This is a genomic window from Rheinheimera faecalis, from assembly GCF_021290965.1.
In the GTDB taxonomy this organism is placed as follows: domain Bacteria; phylum Pseudomonadota; class Gammaproteobacteria; order Enterobacterales; family Alteromonadaceae; genus Pararheinheimera; species Pararheinheimera faecalis.
This window is the reverse complement of record NZ_JAJOYT010000001.1, coordinates 33,550-51,750: the sequence shown is the minus strand read 5'-3', so window position 1 is coordinate 51,750 and position 18,201 is coordinate 33,550. Positions and strand designations below refer to the sequence as shown.

16 protein-coding genes are annotated in these 18,201 nt (G+C 46.8%); 4 read left to right on the top strand and 12 right to left on the bottom strand.

Features of this window, described 5'->3' with window-relative positions:
* Nucleotides 1-49 precede the first annotated feature (49 nt).
* The 12 genes from LSG34_RS00235 to dapA all read right to left on the bottom strand — a co-directional run bounded on the left by LSG34_RS00235 (nt 50) and on the right by dapA (nt 13,707).
* Entirely contained in the window at nt 50-514 is a 465-nt protein-coding gene (locus tag LSG34_RS00235) for a nuclear transport factor 2 family protein (protein ID WP_233006805.1), read from the bottom strand.
* Complete coding sequence (gene phrB, locus LSG34_RS00230; protein WP_233006804.1) at nt 507-1,940, bottom strand: deoxyribodipyrimidine photo-lyase; 1,434 nt, start codon at nt 1,938-1,940, stop codon at nt 507-509. Before phrB ends, LSG34_RS00235 begins: the two co-directional genes overlap by 8 nt.
* On the bottom strand, nt 1,940-2,881 hold the full coding sequence (locus LSG34_RS00225) for a YbgA family protein (RefSeq protein WP_233006803.1): 942 nt from the start codon (nt 2,879-2,881) through the stop codon (nt 1,940-1,942). The genes phrB and LSG34_RS00225 overlap by 1 nt, the downstream gene beginning before the upstream one ends.
* Before the next feature lie 410 nt (nt 2,882-3,291).
* Entirely contained in the window at nt 3,292-4,881 is a 1,590-nt protein-coding gene (locus tag LSG34_RS00220) for a S8 family serine peptidase (RefSeq protein WP_233006802.1), read from the bottom strand.
* A 272-nt stretch (nt 4,882-5,153) separates the two neighbouring features.
* Nucleotides 5,154-5,450, bottom strand: a complete 297-nt coding sequence (gene ihfA, locus LSG34_RS00215; protein ID WP_008898181.1) for an integration host factor subunit alpha — start codon at nt 5,448-5,450, stop codon at nt 5,154-5,156.
* A gap of 2 nt (nt 5,451-5,452) precedes the next feature.
* A complete protein-coding gene (gene pheT / locus LSG34_RS00210) occupies nt 5,453-7,840 on the bottom strand; it encodes a phenylalanine--tRNA ligase subunit beta (RefSeq protein WP_233006801.1) in 2,388 nt (795 codons plus the stop codon).
* 13 nt (nt 7,841-7,853) lie between these two features.
* On the bottom strand, nt 7,854-8,834 hold the full coding sequence (gene pheS / locus LSG34_RS00205; RefSeq protein ID WP_127026486.1) for a phenylalanine--tRNA ligase subunit alpha: 981 nt from the start codon (nt 8,832-8,834) through the stop codon (nt 7,854-7,856).
* Nucleotides 8,835-9,006: 172 nt separating this feature from the next.
* Nucleotides 9,007-9,714 carry a DnaA regulatory inactivator Hda gene (gene hda / locus LSG34_RS00200; RefSeq protein ID WP_127021876.1) on the bottom strand — a complete coding sequence of 236 codons (708 nt, stop codon included), beginning with the start codon at nt 9,712-9,714 and terminating at the stop codon, nt 9,007-9,009.
* A complete protein-coding gene (locus LSG34_RS00195; protein ID WP_233006800.1) occupies nt 9,714-10,853 on the bottom strand; it encodes a DUF2066 domain-containing protein in 1,140 nt (379 codons plus the stop codon). Before LSG34_RS00195 ends, hda begins: the two co-directional genes overlap by 1 nt.
* Nucleotides 10,854-10,879: 26 nt before the next feature.
* Complete coding sequence (locus LSG34_RS00190; RefSeq protein ID WP_233006799.1) at nt 10,880-11,515, bottom strand: YchE family NAAT transporter; 636 nt, start codon at nt 11,513-11,515, stop codon at nt 10,880-10,882.
* 235 nt (nt 11,516-11,750) lie between these two features.
* A complete protein-coding gene (gene bamC, locus LSG34_RS00185) occupies nt 11,751-12,815 on the bottom strand; it encodes an outer membrane protein assembly factor BamC (RefSeq protein ID WP_233006798.1) in 1,065 nt (354 codons plus the stop codon).
* Between the two features lie 10 nt (nt 12,816-12,825).
* Entirely contained in the window at nt 12,826-13,707 is an 882-nt protein-coding gene (gene dapA, locus LSG34_RS00180) for a 4-hydroxy-tetrahydrodipicolinate synthase (protein ID WP_233006797.1), read from the bottom strand.
* 142 nt (nt 13,708-13,849) lie between these two features.
* On the opposite strand from dapA, the gene LSG34_RS00175 reads away from it, so the two are divergent.
* The 4 genes from LSG34_RS00175 (at nt 13,850) to LSG34_RS00160 (ending at nt 18,131) form a co-directional block, all read left to right on the top strand.
* A complete protein-coding gene (locus tag LSG34_RS00175) occupies nt 13,850-14,377 on the top strand; it encodes a glycine cleavage system protein R (protein ID WP_233006796.1) in 528 nt (175 codons plus the stop codon).
* Nucleotides 14,378-14,392: 15 nt separating this feature from the next.
* Nucleotides 14,393-14,866 carry a thioredoxin-dependent thiol peroxidase gene (gene bcp, locus LSG34_RS00170; protein WP_233006795.1) on the top strand — a complete coding sequence of 158 codons (474 nt, stop codon included), beginning with the start codon at nt 14,393-14,395 and terminating at the stop codon, nt 14,864-14,866.
* Nucleotides 14,867-14,971: 105 nt separating this feature from the next.
* The gene (locus tag LSG34_RS00165; protein ID WP_233006794.1) at nt 14,972-16,084 is read left to right on the top strand and encodes a PQQ-dependent sugar dehydrogenase; all 1,113 of its coding nucleotides are present in this window, start codon (nt 14,972-14,974) and stop codon (nt 16,082-16,084) included.
* A gap of 16 nt (nt 16,085-16,100) precedes the next feature.
* Nucleotides 16,101-18,131, top strand: a complete 2,031-nt coding sequence (locus LSG34_RS00160) for a TonB-dependent receptor family protein (RefSeq protein ID WP_233006793.1) — start codon at nt 16,101-16,103, stop codon at nt 18,129-18,131.
* The last annotated feature ends 70 nt before the right edge of the window (nt 18,132-18,201 follow it).

The window sequence follows — 18,201 nt, the reverse complement described above, 5'->3', positions numbered from 1 at the left end:
GTGGGTCTATGCTCCCGGGGCCTCGATTACTTGTCGCCTCCCTGCAACATTAAGTTGTTTGGGTAGCAGTGTTATTAGCCATTTTTTGTTTAATTTTTTTAGTGACCCAGCCCAGCAGTGGAATATGCTGCAGCACCATTTCATTTAAATCGTAATAATCTCTGTGGTAGGCAATTTTGCCTTCGCTGTTCCAGTGCACGACGGAGCAACCATGCACAGAAATCGCCTTGCCATTACCTATAGCTTCATGAGTAAAAGTCATGACCCAGCTCAGACAGCCCTGATCCTGATTGGCTATTTTTGAGGTAGCGACAAAGTGACAACTACTCAAGCGTGCATAGGCATGCGAGAAATACTGCTGCAACTGATCCAGCCCCAGCATATGGTGCACAGGGTCAATAAACTCTACATTGTCGGCATAGAGTTCAGGCAATGAACCTAAGTTGTTCTGGCTTAAGTTATTATAAAAATCTAAAAAACGTTCCAGCCGTTCTGTCGCGTTATTTTCATTCATGATCCAGTACATCCTGCGGTTTTTTAACAGTGTGGAACAACTCTAAGGTTTTCAGCCGCGCTTTACTGTGATCCACAACAGGTTTGACATAGTCACTCCACATCGGCAAAGGATGGGGCCAGTGGATCTGTTTTTTCGGCACATCAGCAAGTTCTGGCAGCATACGTTTTATAAATACGCCATCCGGGTCAAAACGTTCACTTTGAGTGACAGGATTGAAGATACGGAAATAAGGTGCAGCATCTGTGCCTGTTGAAGCTGCCCATTGCCAGCCGCCGTTGTTAGCGGCGAAATCGCCATCAATCAGCTTCGACATAAAATACTGCTCACCCCAGCGCCAGTCGATATGTAAATCCTTGACCAGGAAACTCGCTACTATCATCCGTAGTCTGTTGTGCATCCAACCGGTTTGATTCAGTTGGCGCATCGCAGCATCTACTATCGGATAACCGGTTTGTCCATCACACCAAGCTTGAAACAGTTGCTGATTATTAGGCCAGACAATAGCGTCCGTATCTTTTTGGAAGGCTTTGTGTTTAATCAGCTCTGGAAAAGCCATCAGAATATGATGATAAAAATCCCGCCATACCAGTTCAGATAACCAGACCGCAGCCCCGGACTTTTCTCTGTCCCAGTCATTCGCTGCTTCCAATTGCAGACGACTAATGCACTGCTGTGCTGAAACAACGCCTATCGCCAGATAAGCTGATAAAGACGAGGTGCCATCCAACGCCGGAAAGTCACGTTCTGTTTGATAAAAGCTAACTTTATCCCGGCAGAACTGGCGCATCTGTTCGAGAATATGCAGTTCATCCACAGCATAAGCCTCTGAACTGCCATCTCCTTGCTTCATCAAAGGCCATTGTGGCAACTGTAGTTTTGTTTCTGCTAAAGCTTTCGGTTTAGGGAAACAGCGTATCCCCGCTTCACGTAAACGCGCCAGCCAGGTTTTCTTAAAAGGCGTAAAAATCTGATAAATGCCACCGGTTTTGCTGAGTATTGACCCCGGAGGCATCACGGCTTTGCGGTCAAACCAAAAGCAGGCTTTACCCGCATTAGCGAAAGTGGCACTGACATTGCTATCCCGAACACGCTCACGTAACTCGTATTCAGTGTGGCCGTACAAGGCTTCTGCTCCAGCATCTATTAGTTGCTGCATCAGTTCTGGGATCGCAGAATAATGACTGCCCTCAATCGCCAGCAAAGGGATATTCAAAACTGCAAGTTCAGTCTGCAACTGCTGCACACGACGGCGAATAAAATCTTGTTTTATCGGCGCCATAAAATGCTGCTGCCAACTATCTGGTGTCGCAATAAAAAGCGCAACTACAGGCAAACCTGACTGGCAGGCTTCAAATAAAGCCTGGTTGTCATAGAGGCGTAAATCATTACGCAGCCATACAATGGAGAATGCTGTGTTACTCATCAGGCGCGTAACCCCAACTCATCTGGGAACGGCTGCAGGTACTGCTGCGCAGCTACATACTGATGGGGATGCTGAGCCAAATGGTGACGCAATAAGGTTAAAGGTGCCAACAAAGGCAAATGGCCCTGACGGTATTTATGAATAAGGGCCAACAGTTCCTGCTTTGCGCTACTACTAAGCATCTTCTTAAAAAAGCCCTGCAAGTGCATCAACACATTGGCTTGCTGCTTACGGGTAGCTTGCTGCTTTAAGGCCTGCATTAAATCCAGTAAATAACGTTGCGCCAATTCATCCGGAGCAAACAATTTCGCCTGAGCCACTAAGCGGCCTAATTCACGGTACGCCGTTGGACTATGCGCCATCACCAAAAATTTATAGCGGCTATGAAAAGCCACTAACTTGCCCACAGTAAAACCTGATTGCAGCATTTGCTGATAGTCATGACAGGCGAAAATCCGCGTAACAAAGTTCTCTCTCAGGTTTGAGTCCAACAAACGACCATCTTCCTCTACAGGTAACCAGGGATAGCTATGCATCAATTGTTGTGTAAAAACCCCAACTCCGACTTTACCCAGCTGGTGACCATTTTGATCATTTAACCGTACCCGTTCCATGCCACAACTGGGGGACTTGGCGCAAACAATATAGCCAGACAGCTGTTTCAGCTCCGGCAATAGTTTTTCGGTAAATTGCAGCATAGTGTCTGTGTGATCAATGCTGCTGTCTTTGCTGTTGACCAATCGTACCTGCTGAGCAGCATTGAGCTGCAAACGAATAGCAGGACGAGGCACACCTAAGCCTATCGCCTGTTCAGGGCAGACGGGGACATAAGATACAAAAGGAGCAAGAGTGCTGTTACAAAATTCAGATGCTTTATGGCCGGCATCAAAACGCACTTTTTGCCCAAGCACACAAGCGCTGACACCGATTTGGATACTCATAATAAGGACTCACAGAAAAAATCACGGAGATGACTAGAATTGTTTACAGATCAGCAGGTTCATTGGATCACTGCAAGAGAAAATTTTTGATCATCAGATACAGCTACTTTTGCACAAAACAATCGCCGGGAGCGATTGTTAACATTGGGGCGCAGCGACGATGGCCTACAGGCATTTTGCAGGACAGCAAAATGTAAAACAATCGCCGGGAGCGATTGTTAACATTGGAGCGCAGCGACGATGGCCTGAACAGGCATTTTGCAGGACAGCAAAATGTAAAACAATCGCCGGGAGCGATTGTTAACATTGGAGCGCAGCGACGATGGCCTGAACAGGCATTTTGCAGGACAGCAAAATGTAAAAAGCTGCGCCTTACGGCGCAGCTTTTTTATCAGGATAAACTTGTTTTATTAGTAAGAGTAACTCATAGTCACACCACTAAAAGTCGTATATGCCTTCACGCCCACATGCCAGGTTCCGGCTTGTGGATTGTTGATGGTGCACTGCTCAGCATTGCCATTTAAGTATGGACGGCAATTGTATTGGCTTTCGGTCGGCTGACTGTTGAAACGCACATACAAGTCCGCATCACCAGTGCCGCCTGAGATGGTAAAGGTTAAGGTGCTGACACCTGATGGGATCACGTAAGAGCCTCGTAACCAGGTACCAGTACTGGCACTCAGGTTAGGGAAGGTTTCGCCCCCTGTTGGCGGAGGATTACCGCCACCACCGCCGCTACAGCCATTCGCGGTCAGATAATCCACAGCAGCTTTGGCCTGAACTATACCAAAACCAAAAGAGTTATCCCGCCCTGCAGTGCCCCTGTCCTGCGCTGTTGCTTGTAACGCACTGCGGATTTGTGGCGCCGTACATTGTGGATGATTGCTCCAGACTAAAGCGGCCACACCAGCGACATGAGGTGACGCCATAGAGGTACCGCTAATACTGTTGTAACCACCATTGTTCCAAGTGGAATTCACTGCAACACCTGGACCTGCTAATTCCACCTGAGCATTACGCTGAGAGAAACTAGCCAGATTGCGGTTAGAATCCACAGCAGCTACTGAAACTACTGCATTGTAAGAGGCAGGATAGGACAAACTGGTATTACCGGCATTACCTGCAGCTGCAATCAACAGCATACCGCTGTTGTAAAAATTGGTCATCGCCGTTTGTTCAGTCTGGCTGGAACTGCTGCCGCCTAAACTCATATTGACTACTTTGGCGCCTGCATCCTGACAAGACTGAATACCATCAATCAAATCAGAAGCAAAAGTCCAGTTGCCAGAGTCGTTAAATATTTTGACGATATGAACACCAGCCTGGCCTGAAGGTAACACTCCCACCACACCATCATTGTTATTCAGCGCCACCATAGTGCCCGCTACATGGGTACCGTGACCGTTACCATCAGTGGACCAACTGCCATGACCAGAGAAAGCAAAACCTGTCACGCCTGAACTCGGTAAATCGACATGATTTAAACGATAACCCGTGTCAATAACACAAACCGGAGTGTTAGCCGCATTGTTATCACTGACCAAATTGGCCTGAACCATAGGAATACCGTAAGGAGTGCTTTGTGCCATCGGCGTGATCACGTCAAACAAATAACGCTTTTGATCCACTTCGATGTACTGCACTTCAGGGTCCGAAACCATAGCTTTTAACTGACGTGGATTCAGCTCCAGCACGCTGGACTTGACCGAGCTTAAATGTTTGACAACTTTCCCTTTGTATTTGCGCGCTAAGGTTTCTGCTCTTTGTTCAGAAAATGCAGAAACAGCCTGAGCGCCACTTTGTAAAGTGCTGGTGGTGCCATCTTTATATTTGACGATATAACGGGTGGTACTGTCATCACTTGGATCAATTGCAGCTACATCTGCAGCAGTAACAAACTCTGGTCCTGTATCCACAGCAGCGGCGACAGCCACCGACGTCAAGGATAAAGCAAAACAACCAGCAGTTCCCAGTAACAGTACTTTGTTTCTATTTTTCATATGTGTACCTTGTAAGAGTTTTGAAGTCCATGATGTGAAGTTGCATCCTGCGGCTCCAAACTTAGCAAGGCATACCAATTAGTCTTTATATTAATGTTATATTTTTATTATATATATTTTACAATTCATTGATTTAATTAAAACTTGTGAATTTATGTAACTTATTCTGTGCAGGTCAAAAAGAAAACTCAGCCACAGTAGCCTTGGCTCAAAAAAATAAAAAAGGAGTGTCCTGACGGAACACTCCTTTCTATACACAGAACAACAAGAAATTATTTCTTGGCGGTGCCTACTTCCACTCTGCTTTTCAACTTTTGACCTGGCCTGAAAGTCACCACACAACGGGCAGAGATAGGTATATCTTCACCTGTTTTTGGGTTACGGCCTGGTCTTTGGTTTTTTACCCGCAGGTCGAAGTTACCAAAACCTGACAGTTTTACCTGGTCGCCTGCTTCCAAAGCAATGCGGATCTCTTCAAAAAAAGATTCGACAATTAATTTTGCATCGCGCTTGCTGATGCCAAACTTGGTAAATAAACGTTCTGCTAAATCGGCTTTGGTAAGCGCCATTCTTAATCCCTCAACGTTGCGTTGAACTCTTTGCTCAGCACCTCGACCACAGAAGAGATAACCTGTTGGATATCTTTATCTTCAAGCGTCCGCGCCTTGTCCTGCAAGGTTAAAGCTATCGCTAATGACTTATAGCCTTCAGCAACACCCTGCCCTGTGTAGACGTCAAACAATTTTAGGTCAACTAATTGATTTCCGCCAACTTTTCTAATAGTAGCAAGGATATCTGAAAAACGCACATCAGATTTCACAACAATAGCTAAATCGCGACGGTTTGCAGGGTATTTTGAAGTTTCCTGAGCTAAAACAATGTGTTTATCACCAAATGCTTCCAGCTCTACTTCAAATAAAAAGGCTTTGCCTTTAATACCCAATTTACGTTCCGCTTCCGGATGCAAGGCGCCAAGCACACCTACAGCTTTGCCATCCCGGTTTAACTGGGCAGTTTGACCCGGATGTAAGGCGCTGTGTTGACCTGTAGCGAAAGTAAAACACTCTGTAGCTGAAGTGCAGCTTAACAGCGCTTCCACATCGCCTTTAACATCATAAAAATCAACGGCCCGCTCTGCGATAGTCCAGTGCTCATTGCCATAACTGCCAACAATAACACCACCTAACACCGGCACCTGACGTACACCACCTTCAGCGTCTGCATCAGGGATAAATTTCAGGCCATATTCGAATAAACGAATGCGGCTTTGCTGACGATTCTGATTGTATTGCACAGCCTGCAATAAACCTGGCCACAGGTTTAACCGCATCGCCGACATATCCACAGAAATTGGGTTTGGCAACACCAGAGCAGCCTGACCCGGGAACAAGGTTTCCTGCACTTTAGGATCAACAAAACTATAAGTAATAGCTTCCTGATAACCACGGGCCACCAACAAATCACGTAAGCTGTGAACGGAAATACGGCTTTCCTGATGTTTGCTCATCGCAAGCGCAGCTTGTGGTGCTACATTAGGAATATTGTTGTAACCATAGACCCGGGCTACTTCTTCGATTAAATCCTCAGGAATAGAGATATCAAAACGGTAGCTTGGTACTGTCACCTGCCACTCGTCAGCTGATGTCTGAACCTGCATACCTAAACGCTGGAAAATTTCAGTGACTGTCTCTGTCGCAATAGAAATGCCTAAAATACGATCCAGCTTAGTGCGGGTTAACGCAATTTGAGCTGCTTTAGGTAAATGAGTCACTGAGACAGCTTCAACCACAGGGCCAGCTTCACCACCGACAATAGCGAGCAGCAATGCTGTTGCTCTTTCCATCGCTGTGCGTTGCAACTCTGGGTCAACACCACGCTCATAGCGGTGTGATGCATCGGTATGTAAGCCGTATTGACGGGCAATACCAGCCATTTCAACCGGAGAGAAAAATGCACTCTCAAGGAAAATGTGGTTGCTGTCTTTCGTCACACCACTGTGCAAACCACCAAAGATACCGGCCATTGCTAAGGCTTTTTGGCTGTCAGCTATCACCAGCGTATTGGCTTTTAAGGTCACTTCGTTGCTATCCAGCAGAGTAAGCTTTTCACCCTCTTTGGCCATACGCACATCGATATCACCTTCGATTTTTGCTAAATCAAAAGCGTGCATAGGATGACCCAGCTCCAGCAATACGAAGTTGGTCACGTCCACCACAGCATCAATAGAACGGATACCAGAACGGCGTAATTTTTCCACCATCCATAAAGGCGTCACAGCGGCTGTGTTGATGTTGCGAATCATACGACCTAAATAACGTGGACAAGCTTGTGGCGCAGATAACTGAATACCTTTGACGTCACTGATGCTTGCAGCAACAGCGGCAATGTCAGGTTGTTTTACGTCTAAGTTATTCAGTACACCTACTTCACGGGCTAAACCTTTTAAGCCTAAACAATCCGCACGGTTTGGCGTTAAATCCACTTCAATGGCATTGTCGTCTAACGTCAGGTACTGGCGAATGTTCTGACCCAGCGGCGCATCAGCAGGCAGTTCAATAATGCCTTCTGAACTTTCGGCCATGCCAAGCTCAGATAAAGAACACAACATACCGTTGGATGGCTGACCACGTAACTTAGCGGCTTTAATTTTAAAATCGCCAGGCAATACAGCGCCTACTGTTGCAACCACAACTTTTAAGCCCTGACGGCAGTTGGCTGCACCACAAACGATATCTAATAGTTCACCAGTGCCAATATCCACTTTGGTGACTTGTAATTTGTCGGCTTCCGGATGACGACCACATTCAACCACATGGCCCACTACAACACCGCTAAACTCACCGGCAACCGGCTCGACACCGTCGACTTCCAGACCGGCCATCGAAATTTGTTCTGCTAACTCATTGGTCGATAACTGCGGGTTGACCCACTCACGTAACCAGGATTCACTGAATTTCATTATCTGCTCCCGCTTATCTGAATTGCTTTAGAAAACGCAGATCGTTTTCAAAGAATGAACGAAGGTCTGTTACGCCATAACGCAACATGGTCAGACGCTCAACGCCCATACCAAAAGCAAAACCGCTGTAGATTTCAGGGTCGATGCCAACAGAACGTAATACATTAGGATGCACCATACCGCAGCCTAATACTTCCAGCCATTTGCCGTTTTTGCCCATCACGTCCACTTCAGCGGATGGCTCAGTAAAAGGGAAAAAGGACGGACGGAAACGAATTTGCAGGTCTTCTTCAAAATAGTTATTCAGGAAGTCGTGCAAAATACCTTTGAGTTCAGTAAAGCTGACGTTTTTGTCCACCATCAAACCTTCGACCTGATGGAACATCGGCGTATGGGTTTGATCGTAGTCATTACGATACACACGGCCCGGGGAAATGATCCGCAGCGGTGGCTGTTCTGTTTCCATAGTACGAATTTGCACACCAGAAGTCTGAGTACGCAGCATCAACTTAGGATTAAAATAAAAGGTGTCGTGATCGGCACGGGCCGGGTGATGCGTTGGAATATTCAATGCATCAAAGTTATGGAAATCATCTTCGATTTCCGGGCCATGTTTGACTTCAAAACCCAATTCACCAAAAAAGCTTTCAATACGGCGAATGGTGCGGGTGACAGGGTGCAGACCACCGGCTTCTAAAGCACGGCCAGGCAAAGTCACATCAATCTGCTCTTTTGACAGTTTTTGAGCCAGCTCAGCTTGTTGCATCTGATCACGTTTAGTGTTTAACGCGTCCTGCACTTGCTGTTTTAAGTCATTGATCTGTTGACCTGCAGTTTTGCGGGTTTCCGGATCCATAGCACCTAAAGATTTCAGCAACTCTGTGATGCTGCCTTTTTTACCCATAAAGGCCACGCGCACGTCTTCCAGTGCGTTGATATCGTTCGCTACAGCGACTGCCTGTAAGGCTTCTTCTAAAATGGCGGTTAAGTTCATCGCTATCCTCAGACCAGCGTTAGTCCCCTTGCTACCTGAAGCGGCATCTTTGTCGGCTGCAGCATCACTAACTTCGGGGGGATAAGTCGTATAAAAAGGTGGCAATAATACACCAGATTTGCGCTTAGAGCTTGCGTAAAATAAGGCTTTTTTTAGTTCAAAGGACGAAAAATCAGTGAGATAAGCTCAGCATGTCTTTGACAAAAGGAATGGTCAACTTACGCTGATGCACTATAGAGGCTTTATCCAGTAAATCGAGAATTTGCACCAGTTCACGGATATCACGTTGCTGACGATTGAGTAAAAACCGCGCCACTTCATCCGGCAGCTCCATGCCGCGTAAACGGGCTTTTTGTTGCAGCAGTTTTTGTTTGTCTTCATCGCCTAATAAACGCAACTGAAAACTGGTACAAGCCTGCAGACGCGACACTAAATCCGGTAAGGTAATTCCCAGTTCGGTGGGTGCCTGATCCGCAACAATAATCAGTGCTTTGCCCTGCTCTGTCATGCGGTTGTATAAATCAAACACCGCCACTTGCCAGCTGATATCCCCGGCTATCGCCTGAATATTATCCAGACACACCAGATCCAGTTCTTCCAGTTGATCTAAAATCCTGGGGCTCCAGGCTTTAAAATCTTCCAGACTCAACAGCTGACTGGTTAAGCCCAACTCCTGTGCCTGCACACAAGCGGCATATAACAAATGGGATTTACCACTGCCACTGGCACCAAACAAATACAAAGGCAGGCGGTGTTCAGAAGGAGTCGTCAGAAAATGCTTGATATACCCCACCACAGGGCTGGTTTCAGCCCCATAGAAGGTATCAAGAGTTTCATCTTCTGGCAGTGTCACTGCCAGCGTGTATTGCACCGGAGTCATTAGTTCGGGATATACCTGTAACGCAGCACGGAAGGCATAACATCTGGTGCTGCAGCAGCTGGCTCTGTCGCCATTTCGGCAGCCATTTCAGCAAAAAGCTCATCCGTCTCCGCAGCGCCGTCAGCGCTTTCCATAGGTTCGACTGGAACAGCTTGCTCAGTTTGTGTTTGAAGCGATTGCAAACGACGCTCTAACGACAAGGAGTTAATAAAAGCACTGCGGTCTGCCGCCAGTTGTACTTTAAATTTCAGTAAATCCGCTTTGCGCTCCTGCACTGTCACTTGTTTCACCGACAACATGGCGCTGAGCATTTGTTGTACTTTGACTTGATCAACAAAATTAGTTAAGCCTTCGATATCCAGCTCAAGCTCGATCTGGCCCTGTTGGCTACCGAGTTGAACGGCAAATTTACTGGCCAGTTGCGCCGTTAAACTGCTTAAAAATGCAGAAGCCAACTCTTGTTGTGAGCTTGCTAATAACTCATTGCTGACAAGCTGGTCTTGCTCATAACCCTGCCAGGTTAATCGGTATTGACCAGCTGTAGGCTGGTCAAAGAGTAAAATTAAGGTCTGATCGGCATTAAATGGCAAACTGGCTTGTTCAATCAGCAACCAGTTCCCGGCCCATACCTCGTCCTGGGACAAAGTTGGCACATAAGTGTCGCTGGCTGTTGGCAGCTCAAGAGGCAAGCCAATAGCCTTCGCTTGTTGTTGCAACTGAGTCAATACAGGATGTGCTGCACCCTGCATAAAGACCCGACTGTCAGGAGTTTGTTCAACAGGCCACACTACTATCGCAGGTCGTCTGGCGCCCCAAATCGCGATCTGATGCTGGCTTAACAACTGTTGCACTTTTTGCTCATCCAGTCCTACTTTCAACGCTGGTCCTTGTTCTGAACTGACAGCAGCAAAGGTTTTGATGTAGTTGCCGGCATTTTTCAGTTCAGCTTTGATAGCGCCCTGTTCAATGACTGCAGGGTTGACTGTCACTTTGACCAATACCTGAGCCAGCGCCTGTTGTTGCCAGGCACTTTGGCTTTGACCCGCAGGCACAACAGCCTGATACAAGTCAGTCAGTTGTTTTGCTTGTGCGTTGCTGAGGCACAACATAAAACACAGAGCCGTAATAAGTAATCGCATATTTTGCCCTTAACCTGCTAAAAACCTTAACCCGCCAACACAGGGAAAATCCCCTTTAAGCCAAGACTGATAAACTCAATAGAGATAGCCGCCAGAATAAGTCCCATCACACGAGTGATAATATTCATGCCGGTTTGTCCTAATCTGTTGGCTATTTTACCTGATAAGCGCATCAGGATCGCCAGAAGAATGCCAACAAGTAAAATTTCTGCCGAAATAATTAAATAATGTTGCCAACCTTCAGCTCTGTTGGCATATAAAATAATCGAACTAATGGCTCCGGGGCCTGCCAGCATCGGCATAGCAAGAGGCACCACCGCAATAGAAGATTTTTGCGCTGCCTCTAACCGCTCCGCTTCGGTACTTTTTGCACCGCTGGTTTGAGCGTTTAACATCGAAATCGCCATCAGCAGAATTAAAATACCACCACCAACCCGGAATGAATTTACCGAAATACCAAAAAAGCCAAGGATAAATTCGCCAAAAAACAGGGTCACCAATAAAATTACGGTAGCCGCTTTGGCCGCTGTAGTCGCAACCTGTTTTTTATCCTGCTCGCTGTGATCTGCAGTCAAGGATAAATACATAGGCAATGCACCCAGGGGATTGAGGATAGCGATGATGCCGATAAAAATTTTCAAATAATCCTGCACATCCAGCATCAGCGATCCTCTTCGTTACTGCATTGCCATTAAAGTGAGCCTAATCATAGCGTTATTTTATCTTTCCTGCATCGGCTAAGACAATTCAGTGGCTTCAAACCCATGCAATAAAGCAGACAGCTGAATGTCATCACATAAAAAAACCACCCGCAGGTGGTTTTTTAACTAGCTCGAGCAGCTGTTCGGAAAACCAAGCGAAAGCTCAATAAGCTCCCGCTTGTCCTGTCATACTGATTTACAGTTCTATACTGTCTCTTTTAATAATTTGCACCAAGGTCTGATGCAGTGCACTGATCTGTTCTGCAGATAAGATTTTCCCAGCACTGTCACGCCAGCTCAGATTGGTACCTACTTCTGATTTTGTCAGTACTAACTGATAATCGCCAGGAGTCAAAGGCACCTGAATAGTTTCCTCACCGCCCCATAACGAATCCCAGAATCCAGCTTCAGGTTCCTGATACGTCAGGAAAAAGGTATATTTTGTTCGGTCTAAGTCATTTACGACAAAACCATTTTGTTCGAACAACAACTCTAACTGTGGCCAGGCTGCGTCGATAGGCTGTCCGGTGATCATGGCCGCATTACCCTCTGCATCAAAACCAGTTGTCAGAGTGATCTGCCGTGATTGTGCTTTCTTCTGCTTGATCTGAGCCAACTCTACAGTCGCGACTTTATCGACCAGACGGTTCAGGAAGTACACTTCCTCGCGTCTTTGCGCTATGGCGGATAATTTTGTATCCTTGTCTATATAACGATGCTCCAGCAACTGCACTCGAAGACCTACAGTACGACCGTGGGTTTTAGGTTCAAAAACGACCAGAAAACGGCTCTGTTCTTTCTCTACCATATCTTTCCACAGCCAGAAACCTTCCTCTTCAAAACGGCTCACCCAACCCGTTTCAAATACCAGGCCTTGCTGATCTTTTTGGGTGATTTCGATTTGTTTTTCTTTGCCGAAATCCAGCACGTTAGTTTTCAGGTAAGGCAATAACTCCCCTGTAAACTCAGAACGCTCAAACCAAATCCGTGCTTCTGTTTCTTCTTCTTCCACCCTGCTATTGGTAGCCAGCGCCAATACCTGCATAGGGGATTTCAGTTCAACTTCAGTCACTGGCGCATTTGGAGCTGGTGGAATATCAAACTGTGCTGGTTTTTTTGCAGCCACTAATCCGGCAGGTACCTTCAACTCAGCCAAAGGCTTAGTCTCCACCGGGCTTTGCTCAACAACGTCTTCAGGGAACAAAGAGCAACCAGAAATAAACAATGAGGCAATTAAGCTTGCCGGGATCCAATACTGCACTATAAAACTCCTACACATTAATCTGGGCTTGTTTCAGCGCTTGTTCGATTACGCTTTGATGAATTGGTTCCAACCGGGTCAAAGGTAATCTTGCCATATCATCAGCAATTAACCCCATCTTCAGCAGTGCCCATTTACTCGGAATAGGATTGGCTTCGATAAACAGCTGATGATGTAAACCTTGTAACTTCTGATCAAGCTGTTGTGCCAATTCTGTATTTTTTTCTAATGCTGCTTTTGACATTTGTGACATCAAAGCAGGCGCAACGTTAGTAGTCACCGAGATGACGCCGTGGCCACCTTTTAACATAAATTCGCAGCAAGTGGCATCGTCGCCGCTGAATAATAAAAAATCTGCCGGACATAAAGCCTGCAATTGAGCCAAACGCGCCATTGAACCTGTCGCTTCTTTAATACCAACGATATTCGATATTTTTGCCAGTTCAGCCACAGTTTCAGGCAACAAATCCACACCGGTGCGCCCTGGCACGTTATATAAAATAACGGGTTTATCTGTCGCCGCAGCAACAGCCTGATAGTGAGCTATCATGCCTTTTTGCATAGGTTTATTGTAATAAGGAGTCACAGTTAAAAAACCTGCAATAGGCAAGGCGGATAAGGTTTTGGTTTTTTCTACCGCGTCTGCAGTTGAATTTGAACCATTGCCTGCGATCACCGGAATACGGCCATCAACCTGAGCCAGAACCGCTTCGAGGACCTGACGTTGTTCGGCAAAACTTAAAGTCACGGACTCGCCTGTAGTCCCCATAATCACCAAAGCGTCGGTCTGGTTGCTTAAATGAAAATCCACCAATCGCTTCAGGCTGCCATAATCCACAGCACCATCAGTATCCATAGGGGTGATTAAAGCAACAATACTTCCGCTAAACATGCTCAAGGCTCCAAAATTTTCAGGCTGCCTATGGTAATGACGCACGACAACAAACACAAGCAAGGGACTGTCACACAGGTGAAATTTACGCGAAATATGCTAAACTTCGCAGCCGTTTTTCATTCAGAGACATCAACTTAGCATGCCACAACAATTGGTCGTCACTGCAATAGGTGCAGACAGAACAGGGCTCGTTAGCCGTCTTGCACGCCTGGTTACGGATTGTAACTGCAACATAGTCGATAGCCGCATGGCTATTTTTGGCAATGAGTTCACTTTTATTATGTTGTTATCCGGTGATGCTGTGGCCATAAGCCGGATTGAACATTTGTTGCCTGGATTGGGTTATGAACTTGATCTGCTTACCATGACCAAACGTACATCAGCCAATCATACTGCAGAGGTCAGCGCACATTACGTGTTGGAATACACCGGAAAAGATAAAGTAGGCACCTTGGGTGCCATTGCTACTTTGCTGGCGAATCATCAGATTTATATCGGGGCTTTGCGCACAGAAACCCTGACTGATACCCACACTCAACAGCTGTTAAACCACTGCACTATGACGGTCCAACTGCCACAAGGTGCGCAGCTTGAGCTGATTAAGCAGGAGGTTTCAGCTTTGCTTGATCAGCTTCAGCTGACCGGGCGTTTTGAAGCACAGTTATAAATAAAAGGAAAAACAATGAACAGATTAACAGCAGGACAACAAGCACCGGATTTTAGTTTGCCAGATCAGACAGGCCAGGTTGTGCAGTTGAGTGAGTTACTGAAAAAAAGCCGTGTACTGGTGTATTTTTACCCTAAAGCCATGACACCAGGCTGCACAGTACAAGCCTGTGGCTTACGCGACAGCAAAGCACAATTGGCTGATTTTAATGTACAGGTTGTGGGCATCAGTATTGACGCCCCTGCCCGTCTGGCGAAGTTTGAGCAAAAAGAACAGTTAAACTTTACCTTGTTAGGTGATGAAGATCACAAAGCCGCAGAAGCCTTTGGTGTTTGGGGTGAAAAGAAATTTATGGGCAAAATTTACGACGGTATCCATCGAATCAGTTTTCTGATTGAGCAAAATGGTACAGTCAGTAAAGTCTTTGATGACTTCAAAACCAGCAATCACCATGATGTGGTGTTGGCTTACCTGAAAAGCGCCAATTAATCTCCATTAATCCCAACAAAGTGGATACCAGCCGCATTTTCACTACTTTTTTATGGTATCTATTATGCTCAGTTTTTTTATTGCGCTCAAAAAAGGATCTGTTGTATGCATAAACTATCCCTGCTCACCCTGATTGTTGGCCTTGGTCTGGTGGCTCAGCCTCTGGTGGCTGAATCGTTAAAAACCGAAAAAGCCACGCTGGACATGCAAACGCTTTCTTCCGGATTAAATCATCCGTGGGCCATGCAGTTTTTACCAGACGGCTCTTTGCTGGTGACAGAGCGCGCTGGCTCTTTGCGTTATATCAGCAAAACCGGTGAAAAAAGCGAAGCCATTCAGGGTGTTCCCGCAGTGCATGCACAAGGTCAGGGTGGTTTATTAGGTCTGGTACTGGATCCGGACTTTGCCAAAAATAAAACCATTTACTTCAGCTTCAGTGAGCCCCGCGACGGTGGCATCAATGCCACAGCAGTGGCAAGCGCTATCTTAGATGGTCAGGCATTAAAACAGGTGAAAGTGATTTTCCGTCAGGCCGAAGCTATTGATAGCAACTACCATTATGGTGGCCGTCTGGTGTTTAACCCTGCTGGTGAATTGTTTATTACGTTGGGTGATCGGGGGTCACGTCGCGATGATGCCCAGAAGTTATCAGGTCACTTTGGTAAAGTGGTGAAAGTGAATAAAGATGGTACTGCTGCAGCAGGTAATCCTTTTGCTGCACAAACAGATGCAAAAGCCGACGTTTGGTCTTATGGTCATCGTAACTTGCAAGGCGCTGCTATTCATCCTCAAACCGGTGCTTTGTGGACTCATGAGCATGGCCCTCAGGGCGGCGATGAAATCAATATAGCCACTGCGGGTAAAAACTATGGCTGGCCAGTCATTACTTATGGTGAAGAATACGGTGGCGGTGTGATAGGTAACAAAACTAAAGCAGGTTTAGAGCAGCCTCTGCATTATTGGGTGCCTTCTATTGCTCCAAGTGGCATGAGTTTTTATACCGGCACTCAAATCAATGGCTGGCAAAACAATCTGTTAGTGGGCTCTTTAAAATTTGGGCAGTTAGTACGTTTGGAGTTGACTGGCGATAAAGTCAGCCACGAAGAGCGTATCCGCATTGGTGCCCGTATCCGTGATGTGCAGGCCGGCCCTGATGGCTCAGTCTATCTGCTGACTGACGAAGATGACGGTAAGTTATTACGTTTATCACCACAATAAAGAGTATCTTCTTCAGATGAATTATTTACCTTTTAAACTGAGCGCTTTAGCGCTCAGTTTTTTTTCTGCGGCTGTTATCGCAGAAGAAAACGCCAGTCCAGATGAAATCCCGGACGAAATCATAGTGATCACAGCTCAGGGTCAACAATCCCCCTGGTTAGGTAGCGCTGCCAGCAGCTTTCGCAAAAGTTTTGATCAACAGCCCTTGCAGATAGATGCCGCCAGTTTATTGCAGCACATTCCGGGTATTCAGGCCGACAGCAGAGCCAACTACGCCCAGGACAGTCGCTTAAGCGCACGTGGTTTTGGCAGTCGCAGCAGTTTTGGCATTCGTGGCATTCGCTTGTTACAGGATGGTATTCCGCTGTCCAGTCCGGATGGTCAGGGCCAATTCAGTTCGGTGTTATTGGATCAACTGGCCTCTGTTGAAGTGCTGACAGGCCCACTTGCTGTATTGTATGGCAACGCAGCGGGCGGCGTAGTGGCGCTGCAAAGCCGTTGGCCAACAGAAAATTCAGCCTCAGTGCAACTCAGTCACAGTCAGTTTGCCCGCCAGCAACTGCTCTCGGCAGCTATGGTCAAAGGCAATCATGCGACCTCAATTAGCCTGAAAAACGCAGAATTACAAAGCCAGCGCTCTCATAGTGATGCAAAAAAACAACAAGCGCAGTGGTTGTGGCAAAGTGCTTTTGAGAACGATCTGAAGCTGCAACTGCGCTACGACTGGTCTTATGATCCACTGCTGCAAGACCCATTGGGTTTAACAGCACAGGAGTGGCAGGCTGCTCCACGTCAGACCGCAGCCAATGCTTTCACTTTTGATACCCGTAAATTTACCAAACAACAACAATGGAGCATGAACCTGTCACAGCAACTTGCGGATCAAAGCTGGCGTCTGGCGGCCTGGTTTGGTCAACGTGATGTAGGGCAGTATTTAGGCTTTGATGGGATAGCCCCTACCTCCGCTGGTGGTGTGGTTGATTTAAACCGGCCTTATCAGGGCCTGGACGCATCCTACAGCTGGCAATTCGAGCAGCTTCGCCTGAGCTTAGGTGGTGCGCTTGAACAAAGTACCGATGAGCGCCGCGGTTATGTCAACAATCAGGGCGTTCAGGGGGATTTACGCCGCGATGAAGAAGGCGAAGTACAGTCTGCTGATTTATATAGCCGTTTTGTCTGGGATTTAGACCCTGCCTGGCAATTAAGTGGTGGTGTCCGTCACTCTGAACTGGATTTTGATGTCACTGATTTTTACATCACCGCACAAAACCCGGACGACAGCGGCTCCACCTCTTTTGCGAAAACCTCAGCCGCATTAGCGCTCAACTTTGCCCAATCTGACCAATTATCATGGTATATCAGTGCAGGTCGTGGTTTTGAGACCCCAACCTTTACCGAGATGGCCTACCAAAGCAACGGCGATGGCCTGAATCTGGGATTAAAAGAGAGTACCAACCAGCAATGGGAGCTGGGTAATAAATGGCAGCTAAATAACTGGCGCTCCAGCCTGGCTGTGTTTTTGATCGAAAGTGAAAATGAGTTAGTGGTGGATCAATCCCTTGGCGGTCGCACCAGTTATCGTAATGCCAGTCAAACAAAGCGCACAGGTGCTGAGCTGTCAGCCTTATGGTTTGCCTCTGCATCCTGGCAACATCAATGGACACTCACTCAGCTCAATGCCCGTTTTACAGAGGGCGATCTTGATGGCAAGTTACTCCCTGGTGTGGCCAAACAACAGGCTCAATGGCAAATCAGCTGGATGCCTTTGCAAAGCTCAGAATGGATGCTTCAGTTGGACACTCTGTATCGCAGCAAAATAGCGACCAGCGATCAAAACCAACTATATGCACCTTCAGCTACTGTCTATCACCTGAAGCTGGTTGCAGAGTCAACGCGGTCCGATACGCAACTGCGTTACTGGCTGGGTGTGGATAACCTGACCGATAAAAACTATGTGGGAGCTGTGGTGGTGAATCAGGCCAACGGTAGAGCTTTTGAACCTGCACTGCCGCGTTCAGTTTCTGTAGGACTTAGCCTGAGTTTTTAACTCTTTAACAGGGTGTATTGCTCCGGCAATACACCCTGTCTTCTGCTAAAAAGTAGATCAGGTTGAACTT